A 26,651-nucleotide genomic window follows, 5' to 3' on the forward strand; every position below is an offset into this window, starting at 1 on the left:
CCGTACGTGATCGCGAAGCCCGAAGCAAACGCCCCCGGCCTCAGCTCTCCAGCAGCCGCTGCCCCACGTACTGCCCGTCCCCCGGCCCGCCCGGCACCGCGAAAAGGCCGCTCGACTCGTGCCGGATGAACTTCGACAGGGCGTCGCCCCGGTCGAGCTTGCGCTGCACGGGGACGAAGCCGCGCAGCGGATCCGCCTGCCAGCAGACGAAGAGCAGCCCGGCGTCGGGGACCCCGTCCGACCCGATCCCGTCGTGGAAGGAGAAGGGCCGGCGCAGCATCGCGGCGCCGCCGTTCTGGTCCGGGCGCGAGATGCGGGCGTGGGCGTCCGAAGGGATGACGAGCTTGCCGTCGGGACCCGTCTTGTCCAGCTCCGGCTCGGTCGTCTCGGTGCCCCCGGTGAGCGGGGATCCGTCGGACTTCTTGCGGCCGATGACCTTCTCCTGGTCGGTGAGGGAGAGGCCGTCCCAGTCGTCGAGGAGCATGCGGATACGGCGTACGACCGCGTACGAACCGCCCGCCATCCACTTCGGATGATCGGCGTCCGGCACGTTGTCCGGCACGAAGATCCGCTCGTTGAAGTCCTTCTCGGACTCCTTGGGGTTGTTGGTGCCGTCGACCTGGCCCATCAGATTGCGGGCGGTCATCGGCTGCTTCGTCGCGCCGGGGGAGCGGTTGAAGCCGTTCATCTGCCAGCGCACCCGGGCCGATTCACCCGCGTCCTTCTGCAGGGCGCGCAAGGCGTCGAAGGCGACGAGGGCGTCGTCCGCGCCGATCTGCAGCCAGAGATCGCCGTTGCTGCGCTTGGCATCGAGGTGGTCGGAGGAGAACGGCGGCAGCGGATCGAGGGCCGTGGGCCGCTGCTTCTCCAGGCCGGTACGGGCGAAGAAGCTGTGCCCGAAGCCGAAGGTGACGGTGAGCGAGGAGGGGCCCGCGTCCAGGGCGATCGCCGTGTCATGGGCGCTCACCTGGCCCTCCATGAGCCGCCGGGCCGTCGCCGACCAGCGGCGCAGCAGGGCGGCGGCCTCCTTGCGGCCGGCCGACGGCGCGAGGTCGAAGGCGATCAGGTGGCCGCGGGCGTGCAGCGGCGTGGTGATGCCCGGCTGGTGCTTGCCGTGGAAGGCGACCTCGGTCGAGCCGAGGGAGGACAGGGCATCGCCGGAAGCTGCCGGCGAGGAGGCGGCGGCATGCCCGGCGACGCCGCCCACCGCGCCGAGCGCGAGGCCGGTGGCGCCCGCCGCGCCGACGGTGCCGAGCAGCCGGCGCCGCGTGATTTCCACAGAGTTGGAGTCCGGGGCGGAGTCGGGGCTGGAGTCGTTCATGGTCTGCGTCAGCCGATCTTCACGTTCTTGTCCACGGTCACTTGGTCGATGTCGGACGTGCGCACGGTCACCGAGATCTGCCACTCGCCGCCCATCGGGATCTGCACGCCGTTGGCGCTCCAGTGTCCGGTGGCGATGTGGTCGGGCGTGACCGGCAGCGGGCCGATGTCCTTGGCCTTCAGCGTGAAGGCGACCTTGAGCTCGGGCAGGTCGAAGCCCTTGCCGTTCGGGCGTTCGGCGAAGACGTGCAGGGTGTTGCTGCCCGTACGTCCCGGATCGAGGTCGATGCGCACGGTGCCCTTGCCGTCCTGGCCGCCGGTGTCGAAGGGCAGTTGGAGGCTGAGCGGGCGGTTCGGCACGGCCGTGCCCTCGGACACGGTGGCGCCGGCTTCCTGCTGCTCGGCGCGGCCCGGTTCGGTCGAGGTCAGCACGGTGGTGACGGCGAGCAGGACGACTGCGACGGCCGCCTCGGTGAGCACCGAACGCCGCAGGCCGGAGCGCTCCGGGTCGGCGTCGCGAATGCGCTTCTTGCGGGCGTTGGCCAGTGCGGCTTCCTGGCGGGCGAGTTGGGCGGCCCGCCGGGGGTTCCCGTCCCCGTCCCCGTCCCCGTCCCCGTCCCCGTCGCCGTCCTCGGAATCGGACCCCTTCGAGCCCTTGGAGTCCTTCGACTCCTCCGAAGCCTCCGAAGCCTCCGAAGCCTTCGAGCCCTTTGACCTCTTCTCGGCCCCGGCCGGCACGGTCACCGGCGCCTTCGCCGACGCACGCTGCTCGACCACCTGGGCGGCAGCGGCCTCGGGCGCCAGTTCCTCGGTGAGCCGCCCGGTCCAGCGCCGCGAGATCCACGCGACCCCGACCAGGACGGCGACGAGCCCGATCTTCACGAGCAGCAGCTGCCCGTACGCCGTGCCGGTCAGTGCCGACCACGAGCCGACCTGCCGCCACGACTGGTAGAGCCCGGTCGCCGCCAGCACCACCACCGACCAGAAGGCGACGCGGGAGAAGCGGCGTACGGCCGAACGCTCGATGGACGGCACCCGGTACAGCGCCACGAGCAGCGCCGTCAGACCGCCCAGCCAGGCCGCCACGGCCAGCAGATGCAGCACGTCGACCGGCATCGCGAGCTGCGGCTGGATCCCGGTCGAGGCGTGCTCGGCCAGCGCCCAGGTGGAGGCGATGCCCGCCGCGACGACCGCGCCGCCGATCGCCAGACCGAAGGTGAGGTCCTTCTTCTCCTTGGGGTCCTCGCGCTTCGCGTACGCCCCGAAGAGCACCGCGATGAACAGCGCGGCGGCCGCGAGAAGCAGCAGTCGCGAGACGAGGGCCGCTCCGGTCTTCGTGGCGAGTACGTCCCCGAGTTGGCCCATGTCGAAGACATCGCCCAGCTTCCCGGAGTCCGTGTACGGGCCGCGAAGCAGCAGCATCGCGAGGGTCGCCCCGGTCAGCACGAGCCAGCCGCGGACCACGAGCCGCTGCACGGGGCGGGCGTCCGCGCCGCGCGGCCAGCAGCCGAGGACGAAGGCCGCGCCGCCGACCACCAGGATGAAACCGGCGTACGAGAGGTAGCGCGCGGTGCCGTACAGGGCGCCGACGACTCCGCCGCCCGCCTCCTGGTCCGGCAGCGTCACGCTGGTCTTGGACGGGGCCCCGATGGAGAAGCTGAAGGCGCCCGAGATCGGGTGGCTGTCCGCCGAGACGGCCTTCCAGGCCACGGTGAACGTGCCGTTCGGGAGGCCCTTGTGGAGGGTGATCCCGTACTTGATGGTGTTGCCGCTGCACAGGTCCTGCAGCTCACCGGTGTCGGCCCGCTTGCCCTTGGGGTCGAGGACGCGGACCGAGTCGGCGCTGCCCATCGCGACCTTCTCGGAGAACTGCAGGGTGACCACGTCGGGAGCCTGCTTGACCACCGCTCCCTGGCCCGGACTGGTCCCGGTCAGCGCGGCGTGCGCGGACGCGGGAGTCGCGCCCATGAGGAGCGCGCCCAGGGCGGCCGCCGCGACGAGGAGCAGCGCGAGCAGTCTGCGGACCGGTGCCGGATGTCCGGGGTGAGGAGCGGTGGTCAACATCAACTCTCAGTCCCTCAGTGGCTCTTCGGGTTGTGGGTCGCGTCCATGACCTCGAGTTCGGCCTTGATCGGGGCGGACTTGGCGAAGTGGAGTTCCACCGTCACCTTGTCGCCCTTCTTCGGCTTCTTCTTCACGTCGAGGAACATGATGTGGTTGCCGCCGCGCTGGAGCTTGAGCTCGCCGTTGGCCGGGATGTCGAAGGACTCGACCTTCTTCATCTTCTGGTCGACGGTCTCGTGGATCTCCGACTTGCCGGCGAAGTCGGCGGTGACGGAGGTGAGCTTGTCGGCCGCGCCCTTGTTGGTGATGGTGAGGAAGCCGCCGGCCATGTCGGGCATGGTGGGCTCCGGCATGAAGCCGCCGGAGACGCTCAACTGGGGCTTGGTGGCGGCCTGGTCGGACGCCTTGGGCGTCTCCTTCGACTTGGTGCCGGTGGCGTCGTCGGAGGAGCTGGAGCAGCCCGCCAGCGCCAGGGACCCGGTCAGGGCTATGGCGGCGACGAGGGTGGTGCGGCGGTTCACGGGGTTTCTCCCTTGATGATCTTCGGCAGGTCCTTGGCGTAGTCGTCGGCGGTGGTCTCTTCGCCGTTGTAGAAGACGTAGCCTTCGTCGGTCTTCGGTGAGAACGCGAAGACCTGCTTGCCGTGCATGGAGGTGACGGAGCCGTCCTTCTCCTTCACGGGCGCCTCGATGCTGATGCCGAGCTTGAGGGCGCTGGCCTTGATGGTGGCGAACTCGCCGGTCAGGCCGATGAAGGACGGGTCCTGCGCCTTGAGCCACTTGCCGAGCTCGGCGGGGGTGTCCCGCTCGGGGTCGGTGGTGACGAAGACGACCTGCAGCTTGTCCTGGTCCGCCTTGGACAGCTTCTTCTTGGCGAGCGCGATGTTGCTCATCGTCAGCGGGCAGACGTCCGGGCAGTGTGTGTAGCCGAAGTAGATCAGCGTCGGCTTGCCCTTGGTCTGCTCCAGCAGGTCGAACTTCTTGCCGTGCGTGTCCGTCAGGATCATGTCCGGCTTCGCGAACGGCCGGTCGAGCACCGTCGCCGCCTTGTCCTGGGACTGGGCCGAGACGTCCGCGAGGGGCTTCTTGGCATCGTCACCGGAGCCGCAGGCGGACAGGGAAAGGGTCGCCGCGGCCAGCAGAGCGGCGGCGTACAGGGTCTTCTTGCGCATGTGAAATGTTCCCAGATATGGGGTGATGGGTGGCCGTCGGGTCAGCTCTGGGCGCCGCGCTTGCGGCCGGCCAGGACGCCGAAGGCCACACCGGCGATGCCGACGAGGATGCCCGCGATGCCGAGCGCACGGGCGGTGCCGTCGCTGGTGTCGGCGGCCTTCTCCGTCTTCTCGGAGTCGTGGCCCTCACCGGACTTGGCGTCCTCGTCCTTGTCGGAGGCGCCGTGCGTGTGGCTGCCCTCGGTGGGCTCGGTGAGCTTCAGGACGGGCGCGGGCTTCTCGGGCTCCTCGCCGCCCTCCTTGGGGGCCTCGATCCAGCGGACGACCTCCTTGTCGGAGTACGTCTGCAGGGCCTTGAAGACCATCTGGTCGGCGTCCTCGGGCAGCTGGCCGAGGGAGACCGGGAACTGCTGGAAGGTGCCCGACTCGATGCCCTTGCCGTCGGCGGTCCAGGTGACCTTGGAGACGGCCTCGTCGATCTTCTCGCCGTGCATCTCGATCGGCTTGTCCAGCTTGGACTTGGTGACCTTCACGTCCCAGCCCGGCACCGGCTGCGGCATCACGGAGGCGAGCGGGTGGTCGGTCGGGAAGTTGACCTCGAGCTTGGTGGTCGAGGCGTCGTCCTTCTCGTTCGGCACCTTGAAGTTGACCGTGGCGTACGAGCCCTTGGCGGCCTCACCCTGCGGCTGGACGCTGACGTGCGCGAAGGCCGGTCCGGACAGGAGCAGCACGGAGGACGCGGCGACGACGCCGGCGGCGGCGAGACGGACCTTGGTGCGCGAGGTCTTGGTACGCGAAACAGACATGGCAGAACACTCCACTCTCAGCAGTGGGACACGGTGATGTACGGATGGACGTGCACAGGGACGTGCACGCGGATGCCGGCCCGCACGGCCACCGCGTCTCCGTACTGCGTGGGGAGTGAGGCGCGCCGCGTCAGGCGATGAGTGCGTACGCGGACGGGGGTGGCCCGCGCCGGATCACCGTGTCCTTGAGGACGGTGGTACGCGGCTTCGACGGTGCGCCCTGGGCGGCGCCCGGCGTGCAGAGGGCGGGCTCGGGCACCGACGGGAGCCCGGCGCGCAAGGCACGCACCAGAGACAGGGCAGCGCGCAGGGAACGTACGAGCGCCCCCTCGGTGACTCCGTACGCCCACAGCTCGGTCAGCCGCAGCAGCGCCAGATCGCCCCGCCGCAGCAGCCACCCCGCGGCGAGTGCCGCGAGCAGGTGTCCGAGCAGCATGGGCAGGCCCGGCAGCAGCGCCATGTTCTGGCCGGCGACATGGGCACCGGCCATGTCGCCGGACTGGCCGGTGCCCATGTCCGCCATGTCCGCCATGCCTGCCATGCCCGCGTGCTGGTGCATCGCGTGCGCGCCGCCGCCCGATTCCAGGCCGGCGTCCACCAGGGTCCGCCGCGCCTGGTCCACGGTGACCGGACCGGCCCCGCACAGCAGGCGCGCGGCCCGCTCGATCAGGGAGAGGTCCGCCGCGGAGCCCCCGGCGGCGGCGCCGCCGTGCTGGCCGAGGCCGAAGAGGACGTGCAGCGCGAGCTGGCCGATCGCCAGGCCCCCGGCGATCCCGGGCATCGACCGGGCCCGCCCGGCGAGCGGCGCGGCGACGGCGAGGACGACGACGAATCCGGCGCCGAGCGTCCACAGCGGGACGGCCATGCAGGAGGCGAGGGCATGGCCCCCCGCGGACAGCACGACGCAGACCGCGGCGAACACCGCGGCCCGCAGCAGCCGGAGATCTCCTCCGGCGCGCCTGTCTCGCATGTGGGGGGCAGCCATGACCGGGTCATCATCGCACTGGCCTTACCCCGCCCATACGGCAGGTCCACAAGGTCCAGAAGGTCGCGTTGATGGCGGCTTGGCAGCGGCTTGCCGGCGACGTGGTGGCGGATGCAGCGGACATTTCGGTGGGGACGGCCGAGCCCTCTACCTCTCCTGACCCGCTCCGCGCGTCCGCCGTATGGGCGGCATCACGTCAACTGTGCGCTTACGCAAGGCCCATCGCGGCAATACGTAGGGGTATGTCGAGCCGCATGCAGCAGAGCCGGGGGGCTGGAGCATGAGCATCTGGTGGTCTCTCCACTTGCGGCGCGAGGCTGCGAGCGTGCCGCTCGCCCGCCGGCTGCTGCTCGGCACGATGGAGACCGCGGGCGTCGACCCGGACATTTCCTTCGACCTCTCCCTCGCCCTCACCGAGGCCTGCGCCAACGCCGTGGAGCACGGCGGCGGCCCGCAGCAGGGCGGACCGTCCGGCGCGTACCGGGTCACCGCCTTCCTGGAGGGTGAGCGGTGCCGCATCGAGGTGTCCGATTCCGGTCCCGGCTTCCCGCCCGGCGGCCGCGAGCGGCAGCCCGCACGGCCGGTGGCTCAGGACGAGGCGGAGCACGGGCGGGGCCTCGGCCTGATCCGTGATCTGGCCGACCACGCGTCGTTCGGCAATCGGGCCGGGGCGGCGGGCGGTGGAGCGGTGGTCAGCTTCGACAAGATCCTCAAGTGGCGGGTGGACGCGCCGTTGGTGAGCGCCTGAGCTCTTTGCGAGCGGACGACCCGAGCTCCTGGCGAGCGGGCGTCACGCCCAGTCGTCGAGGAGATCGCGTATGTGGTCGTCGAGGGGCTCGTCGATGTCGTCGAACTCCCAGTAGAGGGTGTTCAGGATGCCCAGCGGGTACGCCCGGTTGCCCTCCCGAAGCCCGGGCTGGCCGAGCAGCGGAGTGTTGAAGACGCCGAATTCGCCCGGGCCGAACAGGACCGCGTCCTCGGCCTTCGTATAGGGCGTCCCCGGCTGGTACTGCCACACCACACCGTCCCGGTGACGGCGCACGGTCTCCCCGATGTACCAGACGGCACCCTGGACGAACGGGCTGCCCTTGGCCGCGTCGACCGACTCGTCGTCGGCGAATCTGCCGCGGACGACGTCCTCCAGCAGATCGAGGGTGTCGGGGCCGAAGTCCCACTGCTTCGGGGCGCCCGCCTCTTCGGCCCAGGCGGGGAAGGCCCGTGCCCGTTCGTCGAGCCACCGCAGCAGGTCCGGATGGTCCGTCCCGGACCTGCGTTCGGCCTCGGCCGGGTGGAGCACCGTGGCCGGCTCCCAGTCCGGATCCTGCTCCTTCAAGTCCGCGACGGCTCGGCGCAGCCGCTCTGCCTCCCAGGCGAAAGCGCCCCCGGTGCGATGGGCCCGGGCGTAAGTGATGAGCAGCAGTGGGGCAGTGGGCTTGAGGCCGAGCGCGGGGTCGGGGCAGATCACCGGATGCCCCGGACGTCCCCGGGCGGAGCCGCGCACCTCGCGCCGGTTCCATCCCCACTGACCGCCGGCGATGCTCAGCAGCACCTCGCCGAGGTAGGCCATGGCGCACCGGGTCGGGCGGAAGTCCATCGAGACCGTGTCGCTCGCCGACGGGAACTCGTCCAGCATGTGAGCCTCGAGCGCGTCCAGCGTGGCCACGCCGAAGTCGAACGGGAAGTCCTCGTCCAGTACTTCGGCGCGCATCTCCCGCAGCACTTCGGGCATGTCGAAGATCCAGTTGCGGAGCTCGTACTCGGCTTCCGGCGTATCGGCTATCGCTCGGCTCATGCGGACACCGTAGGCAACCGCACTGACAACGCCCGCTGGGGTACGGGGAGTTGGGCAGATGACGAAGGCCGGGCCCTCCCCAGTGGGAGAAGCCCGGCCTTCGGCAACGTACGAGCGGCGGCTAGCCCTTGAGCTGCGCCATCCACGCCTCGACCTCGTCGGAGCGCCGCGGCAGCTGGTCGGAGAGGTTCCGGTTGCCGTCCTCGGTGACCAGGATGTCGTCCTCGATCCGGACGCCGATGCCCCGGTACTCCTCGGGCACCGTCACGTCGTCCGCCTGGAAGTACAGGCCGGGCTCGACGGTCAGGCACATGCCCGGCTCCAGCGTGCCGTCGACGTACGACTCGCGGCGCGCGGCGGCGCAGTCGTGGACGTCCATGCCGAGCATGTGGCCGGTGCCGTGCAGCGTCCAGCGGCGCTGCAGCCCGAGCTCGAGCACCTTCTCGACCGGGCCCTCGACCAGGCCCCACTCGACCAGCTTCGCGGCGAGCACGGCCTGCGCGGCGTCGTGGAAGTCGCGGTACGAGGCGCCCGGCTTCACGGCCGCGATACCGGCCTCCTGGGCCTCGTACACGGCGTCGTAGATCTTGCGCTGCAGCTCGTTGAAGCGGCCGTTGATCGGGAGGGTCCGGGTCACGTCCGCGGTGTACAGCTCATTGGTCTCGACACCCGCGTCGAGCAGCAGCAGGTCGCCGGAGCGGACCTCGCCGTTGTTGCGCACCCAGTGCAGGGTCGTGGCGTGCGGGCCCGCGGCGCAGATCGAGCCGTAGCCGACGTCGTTGCCCTCGACGCGGGCGCGCAGGAAGAAAGTGCCCTCGATGTAGCGCTCCGAGGTCGCCTCGGCCTTGTCGAGGACCTTCACGACGTCCTCGAAGCCACGCGCGGTGGAGGCGCAGGCCTGCTCCAGCTGGGCGATCTCGAAGGCGTCCTTGACCAGACGGGCCTCGGAGAGGAAGACCCGCAGCTCCTCGTCGCGCTCGGCGGTGACCTTGTCGGCCAGCGCCTTCTCGATGCCGGCGTCGTGGCCGCGCACCACGCGCGTGTCGCCGGTCGACTCGGCGAGCGCGGCGGGCAGCTCGCGCACGTCGGAGGCGGGGATGCCGTAGATCTGCCCGGCCTCGGTGAGGGAGTGGCGGCGGCCGACCCAGAGCTCGCCCTGGCCGTCCAGCCAGAACTCGCCGTTCTCACGGTTGGAACGCGGCAGTAGGTAAATGGTGGCCTTGTGGCCGTCCTTCACCGGCTCCAGGACGAGGACGCCGTCCTCCGTCTGGTTGCCGGTGAGGTACGCGTACTCGGTGGAGGCGCGGAAGTCGTACTCGGTGTCGTTGGAGCGCGTCTTGAGATTGCCTGCGGGGATCACCAGACGCTCGCCCGGGAAGCGCGCGGAGAGCGCGGCGCGGCGGGCGGCGGTGTGCTCGGCCTGGGCGATGGGCTGCGGATCGGTCAGCTCGGTGTCGGCCCAGCCGGAGGCCATGCTCGCGGCGAGCTCGTCGGACACACCCGGGTACAGGCCGTTCTTGCGCTGCTTGATCGGCTCCTGCTCTTCAGCTTCTTCCGGGGTCTCCGGGTTCTCGAGCTGCTCAGCCACGGTCTGCCTCCTCATAACGACACTGGACCGCCTTCCATCGTATGTCCGTACGGAAGGCGGCCCAGAGCCTTAAGACCTATGGCCAAAGTCACGCGAAACCCGGCATTCCCAGCCGCCTACTCGAAGCGGGCCGCGAGAATCACGACGTCCTCCTGGCTGTCCGCCTCGTCGAGCCCGTCCGGCAGCACGTGCCGCAGCACATGGTCCGCGATCGATCCGGGGTCGTCGCGCAACGACTTCGGCACGCTCGCGGCGGCCGCGTGCAGCCGCCCGAAGGCCCGGTCCATCGCATCGCCCGTGCGGTGCAGCAGGCCGTCCGTGTAGAGCAGCACCGTCTCGCCCGGCTCCGGCGACAGCTCCACGCTGGGCGCCTCCCAGCAGGAGAGCATCCCGAGCGGCGCGGACAGCGAGGTCTCCACGAACTCGGTCCGCCGCTCGCCGATGACCAGCGGCGGGGCGTGCCCGGCCCCGGCGAGCACGATCTTGCGCTGCTTCGGTTCGCAGTACGCGAACAGGGCGGTGGCGCTGCGCGCGGGCTCGGTCAGCCGCATCAGGAGTTCGAGGTCGGACAGGACGGCGACGGGGTCCTCGCCCTCCATGACGGCGTACGCACGCAGCGAGGCCCTGAGCCGTCCCATCGCCGCGACCGCGCTCGGCCCCGCCCCGGTGACCGACCCGACGGCAAGACCCAGCGCGCCTTCGGGCAGCGGCAGCGCGTCGTACCAGTCGCCGCCGCCGCGCGGCCCGGTGCGGTGCCGGGCGGCGAGCTGGACGCCGGCGACCCGGGCGAGCCGGCTGGGCAGCAGCTCCTCGGCGATGGTGGCCAGCTTGGTGCGGCCGCGCTCCAGCTCGACGAGGCGGGCCAAGTGCTCGGTGGCGTACCGCGCGTAGAGCCCGACCAGATGGCGCTGGCGCTCGACGGGCTCGGCCGGCTCGTCGTACAGCCAGACCACGGCGCCGAGCCGCCCGGCCGACTCGGTGGACAGGGCCAGCGCATAGCTCGCCGCGTAGCCGAGCCGGGCCGCGACCTCGCGGTGGCGGGGGTCGAGGCCGTCCTCGGCGAGCAGGTCGGCGTGCGCGATCTCGGCGCCGCTGCCGGGCAGTCCGACCGGATTGTCGATGAGTTGCCCGTACGAGGTGGCCGTGCGCGGCACCGTCTCCAGGTGCCCGAGATCCGCATGGGCGAGCCCCAGGCCGACCGTGGAGCTGGGCCCGTGCCCGTCGGCGGGCTCGAGCACGACCAGGCCGCGACGGGCGCCGACGAGGGCGGCACCGGCGCGGAGCAGCTCGTGCAGGGCGTCGTCGAGGGCGCCGGTGCGGGCGAGCCGCTCGGTGAGTTCGTGCAGGGTGGTGAGATCCGAGACCCAGCCCGCGAGCCGGTCCTGGAGGACGGCTCCCGGGGCGGGTGAGGGGGTGGAGACAGGCGCGACAGTGTGCGCGGGTGGGGGAACCGTTGAGTCGATTCCGGCCACTTTCCCTGGGTGCGGAGCGTTCATGGCGTTCGGCTTTCCGGCCGGTGCGTATTGCCCAATAGCATCGCAAACCCCCATGTCATTCTGCGCCGCCAGCAATGGATCCACATCTACACGGGCTGATGAGTGAATGTCCAGCATTGTCCTGCTGAGATTGCTGGTGTCCAAGGGTTAGCCGAGAGAATTGGGACTTGGCCGAAAACTGACAGCAGTAGGGGTTTATTGCGGTCGACTGACATCGTTCAACACGGCGTCACAGCGGTCGTGGTGGGTACGTAGTCGTATGAGGACAGGGGCAGTTGGGAAAGCCCCGGAACCTGGCGGCGGGCCCTGGCGTCTTAACCGGCGACGACCGCGCCCCGCTCTCCAGTGGCGGTTACTACGGGGGACAGCGCGAAGCAGTGAGCAAGCGCGCGAGGCATACGCACTTGGCACACAAACGCCAGGTACGCGCCACCCTCCGCCAGGCTTTAATGGAGCTCAGCCAGTGCTCGGCCCGATGGGGACTTCCATGTCCCGAGGTCCAGGGCCAGGGGTGCGAAGCGCCGTACGCACAGTGAACTGACGCACGCATGGTGTGATGTGACCCAAAGTGTCCGAAGTGTCTCTGCGTTTCAACGGAAAGGAACGAGCGCTCATGCGCGAGATCCTCGGAAGGCGACGCAGGCTCCTGTCCAAGCGATTCGGTGGGCGGCCTGAACCGATCGGCGCGGCCCTGACCTTCGCGACCACCTGGCAGTGGCCGGTACTCCCCGGCGTCGGCCCGAAGCAGACCGGCTCCCCCGGCTGCGCCTGTCCCGACGCCGAGTGCGTGGTCCCGGGCGCCCACCCCTTCGACCCCGGTCTCCTCGCGGCGACCACCGACGCCCGCATGGTGCGCTGGTGGTGGACCAACCGGCCGACCGCGCCGATCGTCCTGGCCACCGGCGCCCCGGGCCCGTGCGCGATCAGCCTGCCCGCGGTCGCCGCCGCGGAGGCACTGACGATCCTCGACCGCGCGGGCGTCCGGCTCGGCCCGGTCGTCGCGACCCCCGACCGGTGGTTCCTCCTCGTCGCGCCGTACTCCATGGAGCAGTTGGGCGAGTTGCTGTACGCCCAGGACTGGGTGCCCGGGTCGCTGCGCTTCCACGGCACCGGGGGCTATCTGGTGCTGCCGCCCTCGGAGACCGGCAAGGGCCAGGTCCGCTGGGAGCGCGCGCCGCTGCCCGGTTCGGGCCGGCCGTGGCTGCCGGATGTCGAGGCCGTGGTGGATGTCCTTGTCGACACCCTCACTCGTACGGGTGTGAGCGCGCCCGAGTTCTAGGGGCGCCCGGCGCGCGCCGCTCCTGGGGCCCCGATCCGTCGCTAACCTTTCGGCTCATCTCCTTCGTTTCTCCCGGGTGTTCCCGGGCCTTCCCGGATTTCCGGTGGATGAGCAGGTGGGTCCCTTGGAGCGAGCTCGCTTGACGGCGCTCGCGACCGCTGTCGCGGTCGCCGCCCTCCTCCCGCTGGCCGGAGCCTTCGCGGGGCCGGCGGGGGACACCGGGCTGCACGGCACGCGTATCGACAGCGGCGTACGCGAACAAAGCGGCGCACGCGAGGACGACGGCGTACGCGACGACGGTGACGTACGCACCGACGACAAGGCCGAAAGCAAGCCTGCCGGGACCGTCGAGGAGAAGGCCGAGGGGCGTGAGCCGGGTCTGCTCTCCGGGCTCGGGCTGACCACCGCGGCGCGCTGCGGGCCGGAACTCGCCTCGCCCGACGGCGTGGAGGCCCAGACCTGTGTGCTGTCCCAGGCGCACGACACGTGGGCGCGCACCTACTACCGCAACGCCACCGGCGAGGAGCTCCGCTCGGTGCTGACCCTGATGGGCCCCGAAGGCCGCACCGTGCAGATGTACTGCGTCGTGGGGGCCGGCGACGAGCCCGGCGCCTGTGAGACCCCGAGGGAGCCCTCGCGGGGCGCGGCGGAGGCGTACACGGCGGTGGCGGAGTTCGCGGCGGAGGGAGAGGCGGACGGCGACGAGCCGGCGCTGCTGCTGCGCTCGGGGAGCAACTCGGTGCGTACGAGCGGGAGTTGAGCGCGGAAATCCGCCGAGGCGGATTCAAGATCATCCAGGAAATGGAAGGGCCCGGTCGCTGGCGACGGGGGATGCACCAGCGACCGGGCTACCAGAACGGTAACAAGAGATCGGCAGTTAGCAAATTCGATCTCGCCTATTCGGACATGGATTTACCTGCACGAACCGGGAGTTGTGACCGGAGTCATACGTTCCCATCTGTGACCTGTGTCCGAACTCCAGCGTTTGTTGACCGAAAGTACCCGCCTGCCCCTCCCTTATTGATCAGTTCAGGGTTACCTGGCGATTGGTGAGACCGCCGCGGGCGCGACGCTCCTCCGGGGAGAGCGGGGCGTCGGTGGCCAGCGCGGCCGCGAGGCGCTCGGCGAATTCGGCGGCCGGCTTTTCCACGTCCGCCGCCTGGATCTCGCTCGGCAGGTCCCAGACCGGAACCATCAGGCCGTGCGCGCGGAACGAGCCGACCAGGCGCGTTCCTTCACCGAGGCCCGAGGTGCCGGCCGCGCTCAGCCGGGCGAGGGCGTCGAGAAGCTCCTCCTCGGGGGTCGGCATGACCCAGCGCAGGTGGTTCTTGTCCGGGGTCTCGCACCAGTAGGCGGAGTCGACGCCGGTGAGCTTGACGGTCGGGATCGCGGCGGCGTTCGCCCGCTCCAGGGAGGCCGAGACGTCCGCCGTGGCGTTCTCCGAATCCGGCACCCAGAACTCGAAGCCGCTGTGCACGACCGGCTCGAAAGCGGCCTTCGGGTCGAGCAGGTCCTGCAGGCGCGGGCCGTCGGCCGGGGCGCGGCGGCCCTGCACCGGGTTGCCCGGGGCGGTGGCCAGGGCCTGCTGCAGGTTGTCGGCCAGGTCGCGGCTGAGGTCGCCGGACGAGGTGTCGTTCTGCAGGCCGATGAGGACGGCGCCGTCCTCGCGGCGCAGGCCGGGCCAGGCCATCGGCAGGACCGTCGCGAGCGTCACGGAGGGCACGCCCTCGGGCAGGCCGTCCTTGAGGGTGAGTTCGACGGTCGCGGCCGGGACCAGCTCGCGCAGGGCGACCCAGTCGCACTCGCCGGTCAGGCCCTCGAAGGGGCGGTGCACCAGCGCGGTCACGGCGTGCGCGGCCTCGCGGCCGTGGCACGCCTTGTACCGGCGGCCGGAGTTGCAGGGGCAGGGCTCGCGGGCGCCGACGACCGGGATCTCTCCGTCGACGAGCTGGGCCTTCTTGGCCGTGTTGGCCTTGGGATGGGGGCGCTTCTTGGCCATGGTGGCTGTCTCCCGGTTACGGCTCACTAGTACGGCGCGAGCCTAGCCGCTCGTGCGTACACCGGGGTTCAGGCCGAGGATCGCGGTATTCGGGCGGCACTCGCCGGTACTCGGCGGTGGTCGGCCCGAGGTCTTGCTCAGCCCAAGTCGTCGTAGGGATCGGCGAACTCGAGCTCGGCCACTGCCGCCGGGCCCGCAACGCGCGTAGCGAAATCCTCGCGGTGGTGCCCGTTCGCGATCAGTACCCACACGGTGACTTCACCGGTCGCGCTGTCCCGTACGCCCCAGTCCTGAGCCAGCGCCGAGATGATGTTGAGCCCGCGACCGCCGCGCGCGGTGACCGAGGGGGTGGCCGGAACCGGACGGGTCGGACCGCCGCCGTCCGTCACTTCGACCGTGAGCCGGCCCGCCGTGTCCACGCACCAGGCGGCCCGTACGTCGCCGTCGCCGACCGTCGCCCCGTTGCCCAAGGGCCTGCCGTGGCGGCAGGCATTGCTGAGTAGTTCGGAAAGAATCAGAACGGCATCATCAATGACCGAATCCGATACCCCGCTGACACGCAATTGATCGCGCATCTCATGTCTGGCCAGTCCCACGCCCGCAGGGCCATGGGGTACGGCCATGCTCGAAGACGCGGGCACCTCCTGTGCCACCACCAACGCCACCCCCGAGACCTCCTTTGCCCCACGCCACGGTGTGGATGCCCCAATGGACTGGACCGGAAACCGGCCAACACGCGTGCGGTGACGCACTCGTAACGATCGAATACGGACCGAACGCGCCGGTGCACTCTGCGTGAGTGGCGTGAGCGCTTTCAGGGGCGGTTCAGGGGCGGTTCGGCGGCGGTCGAGGGTCGATTCAGGGGTGCTCAGGGGCGGCCGAGCTGATCCAGTACGGCCCGCGGCCGGTTGGTGATGATCGCGTCGATGCCGAGCCGGGTGCAGAGCTCGACGTCCTCGGGTTCGTTCACCGTCCACACGTGCACCTGCTTGCCCGCCCGTTGCAGCTTCTCGATGTACGCGGGGTGGTTGCGCACGAGCCGGATGCCGGGTCCCGCGATGCCCACCCCTTCGGGGAGGCGGCCGTCGCGGTAGCGCGGGTTGACGAACTGCATCAGGTAGACCGTCGGCAGGGTCGGGGCCGCCGCGTGCACCCGGTGCAGGGAGCGCGCCGAGAAGCTCATGATCCGGACCGGCGAGGGTCCTTCGGCGGGCGGCGAGTCCAGGCCGAAGCGCTTGAGCAGGAGCAACAGGCGCTCCTCCACCTGGCCCGCCCAGCGCGTCGGATGCTTCGTCTCGATGGCCAGCTCGATCGGGCGGCCCGCGTCCGCGGCCAGCTCGAGCAGGCGCTCCAGGGTGAGGACGGAGGTGTCGGCCGACGGGTGGCCCGGGCGCTCCTCGGACCAGTCGGGCGACTCCTCCCCCTCGGGGCGGGCCTTCCAGGAGCCGAAGTCGAGGGCGGCCAGATCGGCGAGCTCCAGGGCGGAGACGGCGCCCCGGCCGTTGGACGTACGGTTGACGCGACGGTCGTGCACACAGACCAGATGGCCGTCTGCGGTCAGCCGTACGTCGCACTCCAGGGCGTCCGCCCCGTCCTCGATGGCCTTCTTGTACGCGGCCAGCGTGTGCTCGGGGGCATCGTCCGAGGCCCCTCGGTGGGCGACTACCCGGGGCTTGTGCTCAGGGTCGGGCTGCGGCTTGTGCTGTCGTGCGGAGGTCACCGCGTCATGGTGTCACTCCACCCTGCGGGGGATCAGCGGATGCGCCCGTTTCGCCCGGCATAAAGGATGGCGGACGGATGCACAGGTGCGGCTTATGGTGCCCTGACGGCCGGTGGGAAAAGCTGGCTGCACACACACCGTGACCGTGACAGAGCAGTTGCTGATCGAGGAGAGAGCTGTGAGCACCGAGAACGAGGGCACCAACGAGGGCACCGAGGTTCCTCCTGCCCCGTCCGCACCTTCCGTGCCTCCGGTGGCCGCTCCCGACGCGACCCGTCCGGATGCGCAGGTCCCCGCCGGGGCCGACGTTCCGGCCGCGCCCGCGGTTCCGGCTGCCCCCGTACCCCCGGCGCCTGTACCCCCCGCGCCTGTTCCCCCGGCACCTCCGGTGGCCCCGACGGCTGCCGTGCCGGCCGGGGCGCCGAGTGCGGGCGAGCATGCGACCACACAGCTGCCGCCCGTGCCTGCGGCCGCTGATGCGCCGTCAGCCGCTCATGGCGCGGAAGGGCATGACGCGCCCATGACCGAGGGAGTCGGCGGCTGGCCGCCCGCGCCGCCCGCCGTGCCCTCGTACGCGGACGGCGGGGGCGGTGGCCACGAATGGGGCGCCTCCTACCAGCAGCAGCCCGCTCCCGGCCCGGGCTCCGGCGGCGGCAAGGGCAAGGGCGGACTCGTCGCGGCCGTGCTCGCCGCGGCGCTCGTCGCGGGCGGGGTCGGCGGCGGTCTCGGCTACTGGGCGGCCGAGCGCAACGACGCCAACTCCACGGACTCGACGACGGTCTCCGCCGGCGACACCCCGGGCGACCTCAAGCGTGCGCCCGGCACGGTCGCGGGGATCGCGGCCAAGGCGCTGCCGAGCGTCGTCACCATCGACGCGCAGGGCAGCGGCCAGGGCGGCGAGGGCGGTACGGGCACCGGCTTCGTGTACGACAAGGAAGGCCACATCCTCACCAACAACCACGTGGTGGCCTCGGCGGCGGACGGCGGCAAGCTGTCGGCGACCTTCTCGAACGGCAAGAAGTACGAGGCCCAGGTGGTCGGCAAGGCCCAGGGCTACGACGTGGCCGTACTGAAGTTGAAGAACGCCCCGTCGAACCTCCAGCCGCTCTCCCTCGGCAACTCCGACAAGGTCGCCGTCGGCGATTCGACGATCGCCATCGGCGCCCCCTTCGGCCTGTCCAACACCGTCACGACCGGCATCGTCAGCGCCAAGAACCGCCCGGTGGCCTCCAGCGACGGCGCCTCCGCCAACCGCTCCTACATGAGCGCGCTGCAGACCGACGCGTCCATCAACCCGGGCAACTCCGGCGGCCCGCTCCTGGACGCGCGCGGCGCGGTCATCGGCATCAACTCCGCGATCCAGTCCGCCGGCAGCGGCATGGGCGGCACCCAGGCAGGCTCCATCGGCCTGGGCTTCGCGATCCCGATCAACCAGGCGAAGAACGTCGCCGTGGAGCTCATCAAGTCGGGCAAGGCGACCTACCCGATGATCGGCGCCTCGGTCCTCATGGACGAGAAGACCACCGGCGGCGCCCGCATCACCGACGACGCCGGCGCCGACTCGGTCGTCAAGGGCGGCCCCGCGGACAAGGCGGGCCTCAAGCCCGGCGACGTCATCACCAAACTCGACGACCGCGTGATCGACGCGGGCCCGACCCTGATCAGCGAGATCTGGACGCACAAGCCGGGCGACACGGTGAAGCTGACGTACAAGCGCGGTGGCGACGAGACCACGGTCGACGTGGTCCTGGGCAGCAAGGGCGAGAGCAACTGAACTGAGTGGTCGAGCCCATGAGCGACGGTCGTCCCGGGGAGTGCGCGGCGTACTCCCCGGGACGTCGCGTACTCCCGGGGAAGTAGCTCAACGGCCGCTGTCCGTACGACGATCGGGCCGTTCCTCGTTCGTAGTGTTCATGGCAACGCACTGGTCCGCTCGACGACGAGCTCGACGACGAGGAGCAAGCCATGAACACCACCGCGACTTCCGCCCACGCAGCACCCGCTTCCCGCACCGGAACCACGGCCGGCCGTCGTGGACTGCTCGCCGGGGCCGGTTTCGCCGCGCTCTTCGTCGGCGGGATCGCGCTGGCCGGTCTCCTCGGCACGGGCGTCTACCCCTCGCCGCTCGACTCCGAGTCGGCGGCCGCGACGTACTTCGCCGACAACCAGGGCGTCGTCCTCCTCCAGGGCATCCTGCACACGCTGGCCGCCGTCCCGCTGGCGCTCTTCGCCGCATCGACCGGCAACCGGCGGGCCCGCCTGGCGGGTTGGGCCGCGGCGGTCGCGCTGGCCGCCTCGGGCCTGATCAACGCGGCGATCCCGACCCTGGACGCCACCGGCGGCGCCCTGCACACGCTGCACTACCTGACCTTCCTCGCGGGCGGCCAGTTGCACGTCCCGCTGCTCGGCCTCATGGTCGCCGCGAGCACCCGCGCGCTGGCCCCGACGGCACCGCGCTGGACCACGGTCCTCGGCACGGTCGCGGCCTCCCTCGCGGTGCTGTCCCTCGTCTCCTTCGCCACCGAGTCGGCCATGCTGCTGCTTCCGCTGGGCCGCTTCACCTCGATCCTGTGGATCGTCGTCACGGCGGTACGCCGGCGCAGGGCCTGAGCCGTTCTGTGGCCCGTGGCACCCTGGTGACTGCGGCCGGTAGGCTGTAGCCGCTCCGCCGCAGGTGAGCGGGGCGTGGGTGGGTTGCCCGAGCGGCCTAAGGGAACGGTCTTGAAAACCGTCGTGGCGCGAGTCACCGTGGGTTCAAATCCCACACCCACCGCAGTGGGCCCGGCAAGGGCCAGGTCAACAGGGGTGTCGCGAAGATCGCGGCACCCCTGTTCGCGTCACCCGGTGCCGTACGTACGCAGCTGGGAGATGACCGCGAGGGCGAGCAGCAGTGTCACGGCGTGGGTGCACAGCGCACGGACGCAGCGGAACACCGCCAGCGGCAGGGCGACCGCGGCGCCTACCTGCCACAGAGTGGTGAGGGCATCTGACTTGTACGTTGCCGCCTGCGGGTCCTGTGGGCCGCCGTAGTACCCGTCGATGGCCCAGACCCCGTCGAGGCCGAGCAGGAAGAACCAGCCGAACAGCCAGAGGTTGATGACGCCGGCGGCGACGGCGAGGCCGATGTCCGTGTTGGGTCGGGGCACGGGGATACGGGCCATGGGGATACGGATCACGGCACCGTAGACCGACGACGGTCGGGTGGGGTTGTGTGCAACGACTGCCCGGTTCACCGAGAGGAGCACCGTCCCATGCGCGACTGGCTGACCGAACTGGAGCTAGAGCCGCATCCCGAAGGCGGCTACTTCCGGCGGATGTACACCGCGTCGGGGGCGGTCGGGACGCCGTACGGGGAGCGGGCGTTGGCCACGTCCATTCAGTACCTGCTCACCGCGGAGCAGCCGCGGGGGCGACTGCACCGGAATCGCAGCGACATCCTGCACTTTCTGCTCGACGGCGGGCCGATCGAGTACGTCACCGTGGACGCCGACGGCGCGCTCACGCGTGTGCTGCTCGGGGCGGAGAACGAGCGGTATTTGCTGGTGCCCGGCGGGCATTGGAAGGCTTCGCAGTTGGTGGCGGGCGCCCGGCAGGGGCTGGTGGCCGAGGTGGTCACGCCCGGGTTCGACTACGCCGACCATGAGTTCGCCGAGGTGAAGGATCTGGCCGCGTGGCCGCAACTCGTGGATGAGCTGCGGCCGTTCCTGCCCGGCCAGGGCCAGGGCCAGGGCCCGGGGACTGGGCCCGGGGTCTAGGGGCGCCCCGCCGTCAGGCGTGCCGCCGAGGCGATCGTGGACTGGGCCTCGCGTTCGGTGAGGCCGGTCTGGACCGCGGCCGCGGTCAGGTCGGGGGCGAGGGAGTCGCCGATGCCGTTCTCGTACGCGCGGCAGGCCGCCCAGAACAGCCGGGTGTTGCGCTGGCCGACGCGGGCGCCGAGGACGAAGTGGACCAGCCCCTCGCCCTGGGGGGCCGCCCCGGCACCCGGGCTGCGCGGACGCGGCGGGGGCGTCAGGAGGCGGAGCAGGGCGCGGGGGCAGGGGGCGGGCGCCAGGTGGGCGGTGCCCGGGGCGGTGCTGTAGACGCCGTGCTCGGTGCGTGAGCCGGGGCCCACCAGATAGCCGCCCGCGCCCCGGATGTCGATGCCGGGGGCGAGCCGGCTCGCGGAGTTGGGGACGACGACGTCCGGGGGGCCGGAGAGCCAGAGATGGCGGCCGCCGCTCGGGGTGAGCACGACCACCGTGTCCGGAATCGTGAACAGGTGCCGCAGCGCGAGCTCGCGCAGGGTGCCCGTCGAGTCGGTCCCCGACTTGGTGTCGAGGTCGATGCCGATCAGGTGGTGCGAGGGCAGCCCGCACGCGATGCCGTACCCGGTCGCCCAGGGCGTGGCGGCGAAGAGGGCGCGGATCCGGACGGGGTCGGTCGTGGCGTCGTACACCCCGTGGCCCATGCGGCCGCATTCGCCGTGGCACGGGCCGGGCTCGGGGTCGTCGTGGTGCGGGGAGCGGAGTGCCGGGAGCTTGTTGCGGGAGAGCGGGATCACGGCCAGACCGCGTTCGGCGGCGGAGAGGGCGTGGGCGAGCGCCAGGGTGGAGGCGTGCCGGTCGGAGGTGGCCATGCCTCTATGTTCGTACGTATGTTCGAAGAAGGGAAGAGGGAATCGCCTCCTCCGTACGAAGGGTCGGCGAGTCGGCGGCGAGTCGGTGGCCGAGAGGATTTGGCCGAAAAGTGCGGCGGAACGCTTCCTCCCTTGCGGGGCTTGGGAGTTGGTGCCCGCAGGTGAGTCGCACGCGGCTGAGCTGGGGATTTTGGACGAGTGAGGGGGTTTATCGACTTATCCTCACGCTTGCGAGGGAAAGGCGGCGTCCGGGGTGGTTCGCCGGGGATTCGGTGGGCAACTCTGGACTCGCGACGTCGTGCACATCGCCGAGGCGGTCGGCCAACTGCCTTGGTAACAGCCGCACTTACCCGTCCTTCCGCACCGAAGGCCGGGCTTCTGGAGGAATTCACATGGCAAGCATCCGTACCGCCCGCATCCTCGCCGCCGCTTCCGCCCTGCCCCTCGCCGCAGCACTCTTCGCCGGGGTCGCCCAGGCCGACAACGGCGGATTCGCGGACGACGGTTCGAACACGAGCGTGGCGACGGTCAGTGGCAGCGGTGTCGGCGACGACAACAACGGCAACAACGCCACCAACCAGAACGTGGCCACCGGCTCCGGTGCTTCGAACCAGAACAACAACGCGCAGGTGAACGGCTCCGGCTTCACCGCCATCACCCAGTCGAACGAGAACATCGCGGTCAACTTCAGCGAACTCTGGTGAGCCGGGCGGTCCCCCCGGACTTGGGGAGCCAGGGGGCCGGCCCGAGGGGTGGGTGAAGCTCTGCGCGGCGGCACGAAATGTGCCGCCGCGCAGGCGTGTTCGCGGCCCGTCCGCGGACGCGACCGAGGGATCTCGTGCGGGCCCGTGTGACCTTGGCTTCAGGCTGTCGTCGACCTTGACATCGGCAACGTATCTGACGGACAGTCAGAAACCCTGATTCGTACGAGGTCCCGGGAGGGCCGCCGTGCACCTCGCCCCCACTGAGCGCCAGCAGCAGCTGCGTGCCGAACTCCGTGCGTACTTCCGAGAAGTGATGCCGAGCGAGCGCGTGGAGGATCCGGCCGAGCAGCGCCGGCTGCTCCGCCGCATCGGAGCCGATGGCCGGCTCGGGCTCGGCTGGCCCGTCGAGTACGGGGGCCAGGGGCGCGGCCCCGACGAGCAGTTCGTCTTCTTCGACGAGGCGTACCGCGCGGGTACGCCGGTGTCGATGGTCACGCTGAACACCGTGGGTCCGACCCTGATGAAGTACGGGACGGACGCGCAGAAGGAGTACTTCCTGCCGCGGATCCTGACCGGCGAGATCGTCTTCGCGATCGGCTACAGCGAGCCGTCGGCCGGGACCGATCTGGCCTCGCTGCGGACCAAGGCCGTACGCGAGGGCGACGACTGGCTGATCGACGGGCAGAAGATCTTCACCTCGAACGCGCAGAACGCCGACTGGATCTGGCTTGCCTGCCGCACGGACCCGGAGGCGCCCAAGCACAAGGGCATCTCGATCATCCTGGTGCCGACCGACGCACCGGGGTTCTCCTGGACGCCGATCGAGACGGTCGGCGGGCTCACGACGACGGCGACGTACTACGACTCGATCCGGGTGCCCGCCTCGAACCTGGTCGGCGAGGAGAACGGCGGCTGGGGCCTCATCACCAACCAGCTCAACCACGAGCGGGTCGCGCTCGCCGCGATCGGGATGCAGGCCGAGGACTGCTATGCGAGTGCGCTTGCCCACGCCCGTACACCCGATCCGGTGACGGGCGAGCGCCCGGTTGACGTGCCTTGGGTGCAGTCCAGGCTGGCCGAAGTGCATGCCCGCCTTGCGGCAACGCGCCTGCTCAACTGGCGTTTGGTGGGGGATGTGGGGGCCGGGACGCTGGCCCCCGGCGATGCCTCCGGCGTGAAGTTCGTGGGAACCGAATCGGCCGTCGAGGTGTATCGAATGTGCCAGGAAATCGTGGGGGAGGCCGGGCTGGTCCGGGCCGGTTCGCCGGGGGCCTTCGGAATCAACACAGCCGAGGACGGCGAGCTGGAGCGGATGAACAGGGCGGCGCAGATCAACACCTTCGGGGGCGGGGTGAGCGAGGTGCAGCGGGAGATCGTCGCGACGATGCGGCTCGGCATGAGGAAGGTGCGGCGATGAGTGACGGCTTCCAGGACGCGCTCAAGGAGTTCGAGGGCCTGCCCGCCGCGGAGGCGGGCGTGGGCAAGGACCTGGTCAACGAGGCGATGATCAGGCACTGGTGCGAGGCGATGGGGGATGCCAACCCCGCCTACGCCGGACCGGAGGCGATGGCGCCGCCGACCATGCTGCAGGCCTGGACGATGGGCGGGCTCGGCGGGCATGCGGGGCGGTCGAAGGCGCAGGACGAGCTGTTCGCGCTGCTCGAAGGCGCCGGGTACACCTCTGTGGTCGCGACCGACTGCGAGCAGGAGTATCTGCGGCCGCTGCGGATCGGGGACGCGATCACCTTCGACGCCGTCATCGAGTCGGTGTCGGAGCAGAAGACGACCAAGCTCGGGACCGGGCACTTCGTGACGACGCGGATGGATGTCAGGGCGGGGGGCGAGCCGGCCGGTACGCATCGGTTCCGGATCCTCAAGTACGCGCCCGCGCAACGGAAACCGAAAGCCTCGGGCGAGCCCGGGAAGTCGGGCGGGCCCGGGAAGTCGGGCGGGCCGGGGAAGAAGCCTGCCCAGCGGCCGCGTCCGGTGATCAACCGGGACAACGCCGGGTTCTGGGAGGGCGTCGGGCAGCACAAGCTGCTCATCCAGAAGTGCGGCGGCTGCGGCGAGCTGCGCCTGCCCTGGCTGCCGGGGTGCAACGCGTGCGGATCGCAGGAGTGGGACACCGTCGAGGCGAGCGGCGAGGGGACGGTCTTCTCGTACGTCGTCATGCATCACCCTCCCTTTCCGGCATTCGATCCGCCGTATGCGGTGGGCCTGATCGAGCTTGCGGAAGGCGTGCGGATGATCAGCAATGTGGTCGGGGTGCCGCACGACCAGGTGCGGATCGGCATGCCGGTGCGGCTCGAATTCCTGCGGGTGGACGAAGAGTTGGAACTTCCGGTGTTCCGGGGGAGTGAGAGCTGATGGACTTCCACCCCACTGAGGAGCAGAGCGCCGCGCAGGAGCTGGCTGCTCAGATATTCGGGGACCTGTCGACGCCCGAGCGGCTCGCGGCAGGCGGGGCCGGTACGGACGCCGAGCTGTGGAAGGCGCTGTGCGGGGCCGGGCTTTCGGGGGCCGTCGAGGACATCGGGTTGCTCGGGCTCGTGCTGCTCCTGGAGGAGCAGGGCCGCACCACCGCCCAGGTGCCCTTCGCGGCGAACGCGGTGTACGGGATCCTCGCGGTCGGCGCGCACGGCACGGCCGAGCAGCGGGAGCGGCTTCTGCCGGGGTTCCTGGACGGGACGGCGGTGGCGGCCGGGGCGCTGCCCGCGCGGGCCTCGGTGCAGGTCGAACGGGACGGTTCTGGCGGGCAGTTGGCGGCTGACGCGGGGGTCGACTCCCGTGCGCGGCTGACGGGCGCGGTGCCCTGGGTGCCCTGGCTGCGGGACGCCACGCACGTGCTGGTGGCGGCCGCCGACCACAGTCTGTGGATGGTGCGGGCCGCGGACGCGCGGATCGAGCCGGTCGAGCTGACGGCGCCCTGGTCGGGCGGGCGGCTCGTGCTCGACGCGGTGCCGGGCGAACTGCTCGGGGCGCCGGACTCCTCGGCGGCGTACGACTCCGTGCTCGCCGATGCCCGGACCGCCTTCGCCGGACTGCAGGCCGGGGTGTGCGCGGGATCGCTGGCCCGGGCCGTCGAATACACCTCCACGCGCGAGCAGTTCGGCAAACCCCTGGCAGCCAAGCAGGCGGTGCTGCTGCGGGCCGCCGACGCGTACATGGACACCGAGGCGATACGGGTCACCGCGTACGAGGCCGCCTGGCGTCGTGACGAGGGGCTGGGGCATCGCGGGGCGGCACTCACCGCCGCCTGGTGGGCGTCCGAGGCCGGCAAGCGCGTGGTGCACGCGGGCCAGCACCTGCACGGCGGGATGGGAGCCGACCTCGACCACCCGGTGCACCGGCACTTCCTGTGGGGGCGGCAGCTGGACGCCTATCTCGGGTGCGGCGCCGAAGTCCTCGCGGAACTGGGGCAGTTGATCGCCAAGGAGGGGGAGCTCGTATGAGTGTGAGCAGTTCCGGTACGAAGAAGCCGCAGACCGGGGACGAGCTGCCGGCTCTGGAGGTCCCGATCACCCGCACCCTGATCGTCGCCGGGGCCATCGCCTCGCGCGACTACCAGGACGTGCACCACGACGCGGAGCTCGCCAAGGCGAAGGGCTCCCCCGACATCTTCATGAACATCCTCACCACCAACGGCCTGGTCGGCCGGTACATCACCGACCACTTCGGGCCGGCGGCCACGCTCCGGAAGGTCGCCATACGCCTCGGCGCCCCCAACTACCCGGGCGACACCATGGTGTTGACCGGCACGGTCACCGAGGTCGACGGGGACGCCGGGACCGGCTGGATCACCGCACAGGTCAAGGTCGTCGGGGCCAACGGCATCGGCAAGCACGTCACCGGCACCGTGACGGTGACTCTCCCGGAGGGCGATGCGTCATGAGTGTGCGTACCCGCGACTCGCTGGGCGGGAAGGCCGCCATCGTCGGCATCGGGGCCACCGAGTTCTCCAAGGACTCGGGGCGCAGTGAGCTCAAACTCGCCGTCGAGGCCGTGCAGTCGGCCCTCGACGACGCGGGGCTGACCCCCGCGGACGTGGACGGCATGGTCACGTTCACGATGGACACCAACCCCGAGATCACCGTGGCCCAGGCCGCCGGCATCGGAGACCTCTCCTTCTTCTCCCGCATTCACTACGGCGGCGGCGCGGCCTGCGCCACCGTCCAGCAGGCCGCCCTCGCCGTGGCCACCGGAGTGGCCGAAGTCGTCGTCTGCTACCGGGCGTTCAACGAGCGCTCCGGGCGCCGCTTCGGCTCCGGGGTGCAGCACCGCGAGCCGTCGGCGGAGGGTGCGGCGCTCGGCTGGTCGCTGCCGTTCGGGCTGCTCACGCCCGCGTCCTGGGTGGCGATGGCGGCCCAGCGCTATCTGCACACGTACGGCCTCACGCCCGAGGCGTTCGGGCACGTGGCGGTCACCGACCGGATGTACGCGGCCACCAACCCGGCGGCGTACTTCTACGAGAAGCCCATCACGCTGGAGGACCACGCGGCGTCCCGCTGGATCGTCGAACCGCTCCGGCTGCTCGACTGCTGCCAGGAGACCGACGGCGGCCAGGCGATCGTGGTGACGAGCGTCGAGCGCGCCCGCGACCTGCCGAACGCACCGGCGGTGATCACCGCCGCGGCCCAGGGCGCGGGCCGCAAGCAGGAGGGGATGACCAGCTTCTACCGGGACGACCTGACCGGGCTGCCCGAGATGAGCGTGGTCGCGCGGCAGTTGTGGCGGACCAGCGGGCTCTCCCCGTCGGACATCGACGTCGGCATCCTCTATGACCACTTCACGCCTTTCGTGCTGATGCAGCTGGAGGAGTTCGGGTTCTGCAAGCCGGGTGAGGCCGCGGACTTCGTGGCCGCGCGGGGGCTGCCGCTCAATACGCACGGCGGGCAACTCGGGGAGGCGTACCTGCACGGGATGAACGGCATAGCGGAGGGCGTACGACAGGTGCGCGGGAGCGCGGTGAACCAGATATCCGGGGCCTCCAGCGTGCTCGTCACGGCCGGCACGGGCGTGCCCACGTCCGGGCTGATCCTGGGAGCGGACGGCTGATCCCCGGGCCGGCCCGGGACCGCGACCGGGGCGCGGAAGGCTGAACTGGCTCCCGGG

26 protein-coding genes and 1 tRNA gene are annotated in these 26,651 nt (G+C 70.9%); 13 read left to right on the top strand and 14 right to left on the bottom strand.

Features of this window, described 5'->3' with window-relative positions:
- Positions 1–40: 40 nt before the first annotated feature.
- From efeB to OG430_RS25465, 6 genes are all read right to left on the bottom strand, one after another.
- Positions 41–1,321, bottom strand: coding sequence for an iron uptake transporter deferrochelatase/peroxidase subunit (efeB, locus tag OG430_RS25440; protein WP_327354910.1), 1,281 nt, complete (start codon positions 1,319–1,321; stop codon positions 41–43).
- Positions 1,322–1,329: 8 nt separating this feature from the next.
- Complete coding sequence (locus tag OG430_RS25445) at positions 1,330–3,384, bottom strand: copper resistance CopC/CopD family protein (protein WP_327354911.1); 2,055 nt, start codon at positions 3,382–3,384, stop codon at positions 1,330–1,332.
- 14 nt (positions 3,385–3,398) lie between these two features.
- Positions 3,399–3,905 carry a copper chaperone PCu(A)C gene (locus OG430_RS25450; protein WP_327354912.1) on the bottom strand — a complete coding sequence of 169 codons (507 nt, stop codon included), beginning with the start codon at positions 3,903–3,905 and terminating at the stop codon, positions 3,399–3,401.
- Positions 3,902–4,555, bottom strand: coding sequence for an SCO family protein (locus OG430_RS25455; protein ID WP_327354913.1), 654 nt, complete (start codon positions 4,553–4,555; stop codon positions 3,902–3,904). The genes OG430_RS25450 and OG430_RS25455 overlap by 4 nt, the downstream gene beginning before the upstream one ends.
- A gap of 41 nt (positions 4,556–4,596) precedes the next feature.
- Positions 4,597–5,361 (bottom strand): YcnI family copper-binding membrane protein, encoded by a 765-nt coding sequence (locus tag OG430_RS25460; protein WP_327354914.1) that lies wholly within the window; start codon positions 5,359–5,361, stop codon positions 4,597–4,599.
- 130 nt (positions 5,362–5,491) lie between these two features.
- Positions 5,492–6,346: a hypothetical protein gene (locus OG430_RS25465; protein ID WP_327354915.1), complete on the bottom strand. Its 855-nt coding sequence runs from the start codon at positions 6,344–6,346 to the stop codon at positions 5,492–5,494.
- A gap of 280 nt (positions 6,347–6,626) precedes the next feature.
- On the opposite strand from OG430_RS25465, the gene OG430_RS25470 reads away from it, so the two are divergent.
- Positions 6,627–7,094, top strand: coding sequence for an ATP-binding protein (locus OG430_RS25470; RefSeq protein WP_327354916.1), 468 nt, complete (start codon positions 6,627–6,629; stop codon positions 7,092–7,094).
- A gap of 42 nt (positions 7,095–7,136) precedes the next feature.
- On the opposite strand, the gene OG430_RS25475 is transcribed toward OG430_RS25470, so the two are convergent.
- The 3 genes from OG430_RS25475 to OG430_RS25485 all read right to left on the bottom strand — a co-directional run bounded on the left by OG430_RS25475 (position 7,137) and on the right by OG430_RS25485 (position 11,339).
- Entirely contained in the window at positions 7,137–8,138 is a 1,002-nt protein-coding gene (locus OG430_RS25475; RefSeq protein ID WP_327354917.1) for a hypothetical protein, read from the bottom strand.
- A 121-nt stretch (positions 8,139–8,259) separates the two neighbouring features.
- Positions 8,260–9,741, bottom strand: a complete 1,482-nt coding sequence (locus tag OG430_RS25480; protein ID WP_327354918.1) for an aminopeptidase P family protein — start codon at positions 9,739–9,741, stop codon at positions 8,260–8,262.
- A gap of 101 nt (positions 9,742–9,842) precedes the next feature.
- Positions 9,843–11,339 carry a PP2C family protein-serine/threonine phosphatase gene (locus tag OG430_RS25485; protein ID WP_327354919.1) on the bottom strand — a complete coding sequence of 499 codons (1,497 nt, stop codon included), beginning with the start codon at positions 11,337–11,339 and terminating at the stop codon, positions 9,843–9,845.
- A gap of 496 nt (positions 11,340–11,835) precedes the next feature.
- Here OG430_RS25485 and OG430_RS25490 point away from each other — a divergent pair, with 496 nt between their 5' ends.
- Both OG430_RS25490 and OG430_RS25495 read left to right on the top strand, forming a co-directional pair.
- Positions 11,836–12,501 (top strand): bifunctional DNA primase/polymerase, encoded by a 666-nt coding sequence (locus OG430_RS25490; RefSeq protein ID WP_327354920.1) that lies wholly within the window; start codon positions 11,836–11,838, stop codon positions 12,499–12,501.
- Between the two features lie 139 nt (positions 12,502–12,640).
- Positions 12,641–13,261 (top strand): hypothetical protein, encoded by a 621-nt coding sequence (locus OG430_RS25495; RefSeq protein ID WP_327354921.1) that lies wholly within the window; start codon positions 12,641–12,643, stop codon positions 13,259–13,261.
- Positions 13,262–13,525: 264 nt separating this feature from the next.
- Here the strand turns inward: OG430_RS25495 and OG430_RS25500 are convergent, their stop codons facing one another.
- The 3 genes from OG430_RS25500 to OG430_RS25510 form a co-directional block, all read right to left on the bottom strand.
- Positions 13,526–14,500 carry a DUF5926 family protein gene (locus tag OG430_RS25500; protein WP_327354922.1) on the bottom strand — a complete coding sequence of 325 codons (975 nt, stop codon included), beginning with the start codon at positions 14,498–14,500 and terminating at the stop codon, positions 13,526–13,528.
- 137 nt (positions 14,501–14,637) lie between these two features.
- The gene (locus tag OG430_RS25505; RefSeq protein ID WP_327354923.1) at positions 14,638–15,252 is read right to left on the bottom strand and encodes an ATP-binding protein; all 615 of its coding nucleotides are present in this window, start codon (positions 15,250–15,252) and stop codon (positions 14,638–14,640) included.
- Positions 15,253–15,368: 116 nt separating this feature from the next.
- Positions 15,369–16,220: a glycerophosphodiester phosphodiesterase gene (locus OG430_RS25510; protein ID WP_327354924.1), complete on the bottom strand. Its 852-nt coding sequence runs from the start codon at positions 16,218–16,220 to the stop codon at positions 15,369–15,371.
- A gap of 178 nt (positions 16,221–16,398) precedes the next feature.
- On the opposite strand from OG430_RS25510, the gene OG430_RS25515 reads away from it, so the two are divergent.
- From OG430_RS25515 to OG430_RS25525, 3 genes are all read left to right on the top strand, one after another.
- Positions 16,399–17,994: a S1C family serine protease gene (locus OG430_RS25515; RefSeq protein ID WP_327354925.1), complete on the top strand. Its 1,596-nt coding sequence runs from the start codon at positions 16,399–16,401 to the stop codon at positions 17,992–17,994.
- A 191-nt stretch (positions 17,995–18,185) separates the two neighbouring features.
- Complete coding sequence (locus OG430_RS25520) at positions 18,186–18,830, top strand: hypothetical protein (protein ID WP_327354926.1); 645 nt, start codon at positions 18,186–18,188, stop codon at positions 18,828–18,830.
- 78 nt (positions 18,831–18,908) lie between these two features.
- Positions 18,909–18,993, top strand: a tRNA-Ser gene (locus OG430_RS25525).
- A 64-nt stretch (positions 18,994–19,057) separates the two neighbouring features.
- Here the strand turns inward: OG430_RS25525 and OG430_RS25530 are convergent.
- A complete protein-coding gene (locus tag OG430_RS25530) occupies positions 19,058–19,366 on the bottom strand; it encodes a hypothetical protein (protein WP_327354927.1) in 309 nt (102 codons plus the stop codon).
- A 105-nt stretch (positions 19,367–19,471) separates the two neighbouring features.
- Between OG430_RS25530 and OG430_RS25535 the strand changes: the two genes are divergently transcribed.
- The gene (locus OG430_RS25535) at positions 19,472–19,975 is read left to right on the top strand and encodes a cupin domain-containing protein (RefSeq protein ID WP_327354928.1); all 504 of its coding nucleotides are present in this window, start codon (positions 19,472–19,474) and stop codon (positions 19,973–19,975) included.
- Here OG430_RS25535 and OG430_RS25540 read toward each other — a convergent pair.
- On the bottom strand, positions 19,972–20,835 hold the full coding sequence (locus tag OG430_RS25540) for a bifunctional DNA primase/polymerase (protein ID WP_327354929.1): 864 nt from the start codon (positions 20,833–20,835) through the stop codon (positions 19,972–19,974). The two genes, OG430_RS25535 and OG430_RS25540, sit on opposite strands and share 4 nt — an antisense overlap.
- A 392-nt stretch (positions 20,836–21,227) precedes the next feature.
- Here OG430_RS25540 and OG430_RS25545 point away from each other — a divergent pair, with 392 nt between their 5' ends.
- The 6 genes from OG430_RS25545 (at position 21,228) to OG430_RS25570 (ending at position 26,594) form a co-directional block, all read left to right on the top strand.
- Positions 21,228–21,539: a hypothetical protein gene (locus tag OG430_RS25545; protein WP_327354930.1), complete on the top strand. Its 312-nt coding sequence runs from the start codon at positions 21,228–21,230 to the stop codon at positions 21,537–21,539.
- A gap of 244 nt (positions 21,540–21,783) precedes the next feature.
- On the top strand, positions 21,784–22,956 hold the full coding sequence (locus OG430_RS25550) for an acyl-CoA dehydrogenase family protein (RefSeq protein WP_327354931.1): 1,173 nt from the start codon (positions 21,784–21,786) through the stop codon (positions 22,954–22,956).
- On the top strand, positions 22,953–23,906 hold the full coding sequence (locus OG430_RS25555) for a bifunctional MaoC family dehydratase N-terminal/OB-fold nucleic acid binding domain-containing protein (RefSeq protein WP_327354932.1): 954 nt from the start codon (positions 22,953–22,955) through the stop codon (positions 23,904–23,906). The genes OG430_RS25550 and OG430_RS25555 overlap by 4 nt, the downstream gene beginning before the upstream one ends.
- Positions 23,906–24,991, top strand: a complete 1,086-nt coding sequence (locus OG430_RS25560) for an acyl-CoA dehydrogenase family protein (RefSeq protein ID WP_327354933.1) — start codon at positions 23,906–23,908, stop codon at positions 24,989–24,991. The genes OG430_RS25555 and OG430_RS25560 overlap by 1 nt, the downstream gene beginning before the upstream one ends.
- Positions 24,988–25,431, top strand: coding sequence for a MaoC family dehydratase (locus tag OG430_RS25565; RefSeq protein WP_327354934.1), 444 nt, complete (start codon positions 24,988–24,990; stop codon positions 25,429–25,431). Before OG430_RS25560 ends, OG430_RS25565 begins: the two co-directional genes overlap by 4 nt.
- Positions 25,428–26,594: a lipid-transfer protein gene (locus tag OG430_RS25570; RefSeq protein ID WP_327354935.1), complete on the top strand. Its 1,167-nt coding sequence runs from the start codon at positions 25,428–25,430 to the stop codon at positions 26,592–26,594. Before OG430_RS25565 ends, OG430_RS25570 begins: the two co-directional genes overlap by 4 nt.
- Positions 26,595–26,651 lie beyond the last annotated feature (57 nt).

The sequence above is a fragment of the Streptomyces sp. NBC_01304 genome, assembly GCF_035975855.1.
GTDB lineage: Bacteria > Actinomycetota > Actinomycetes > Streptomycetales > Streptomycetaceae > Streptomyces.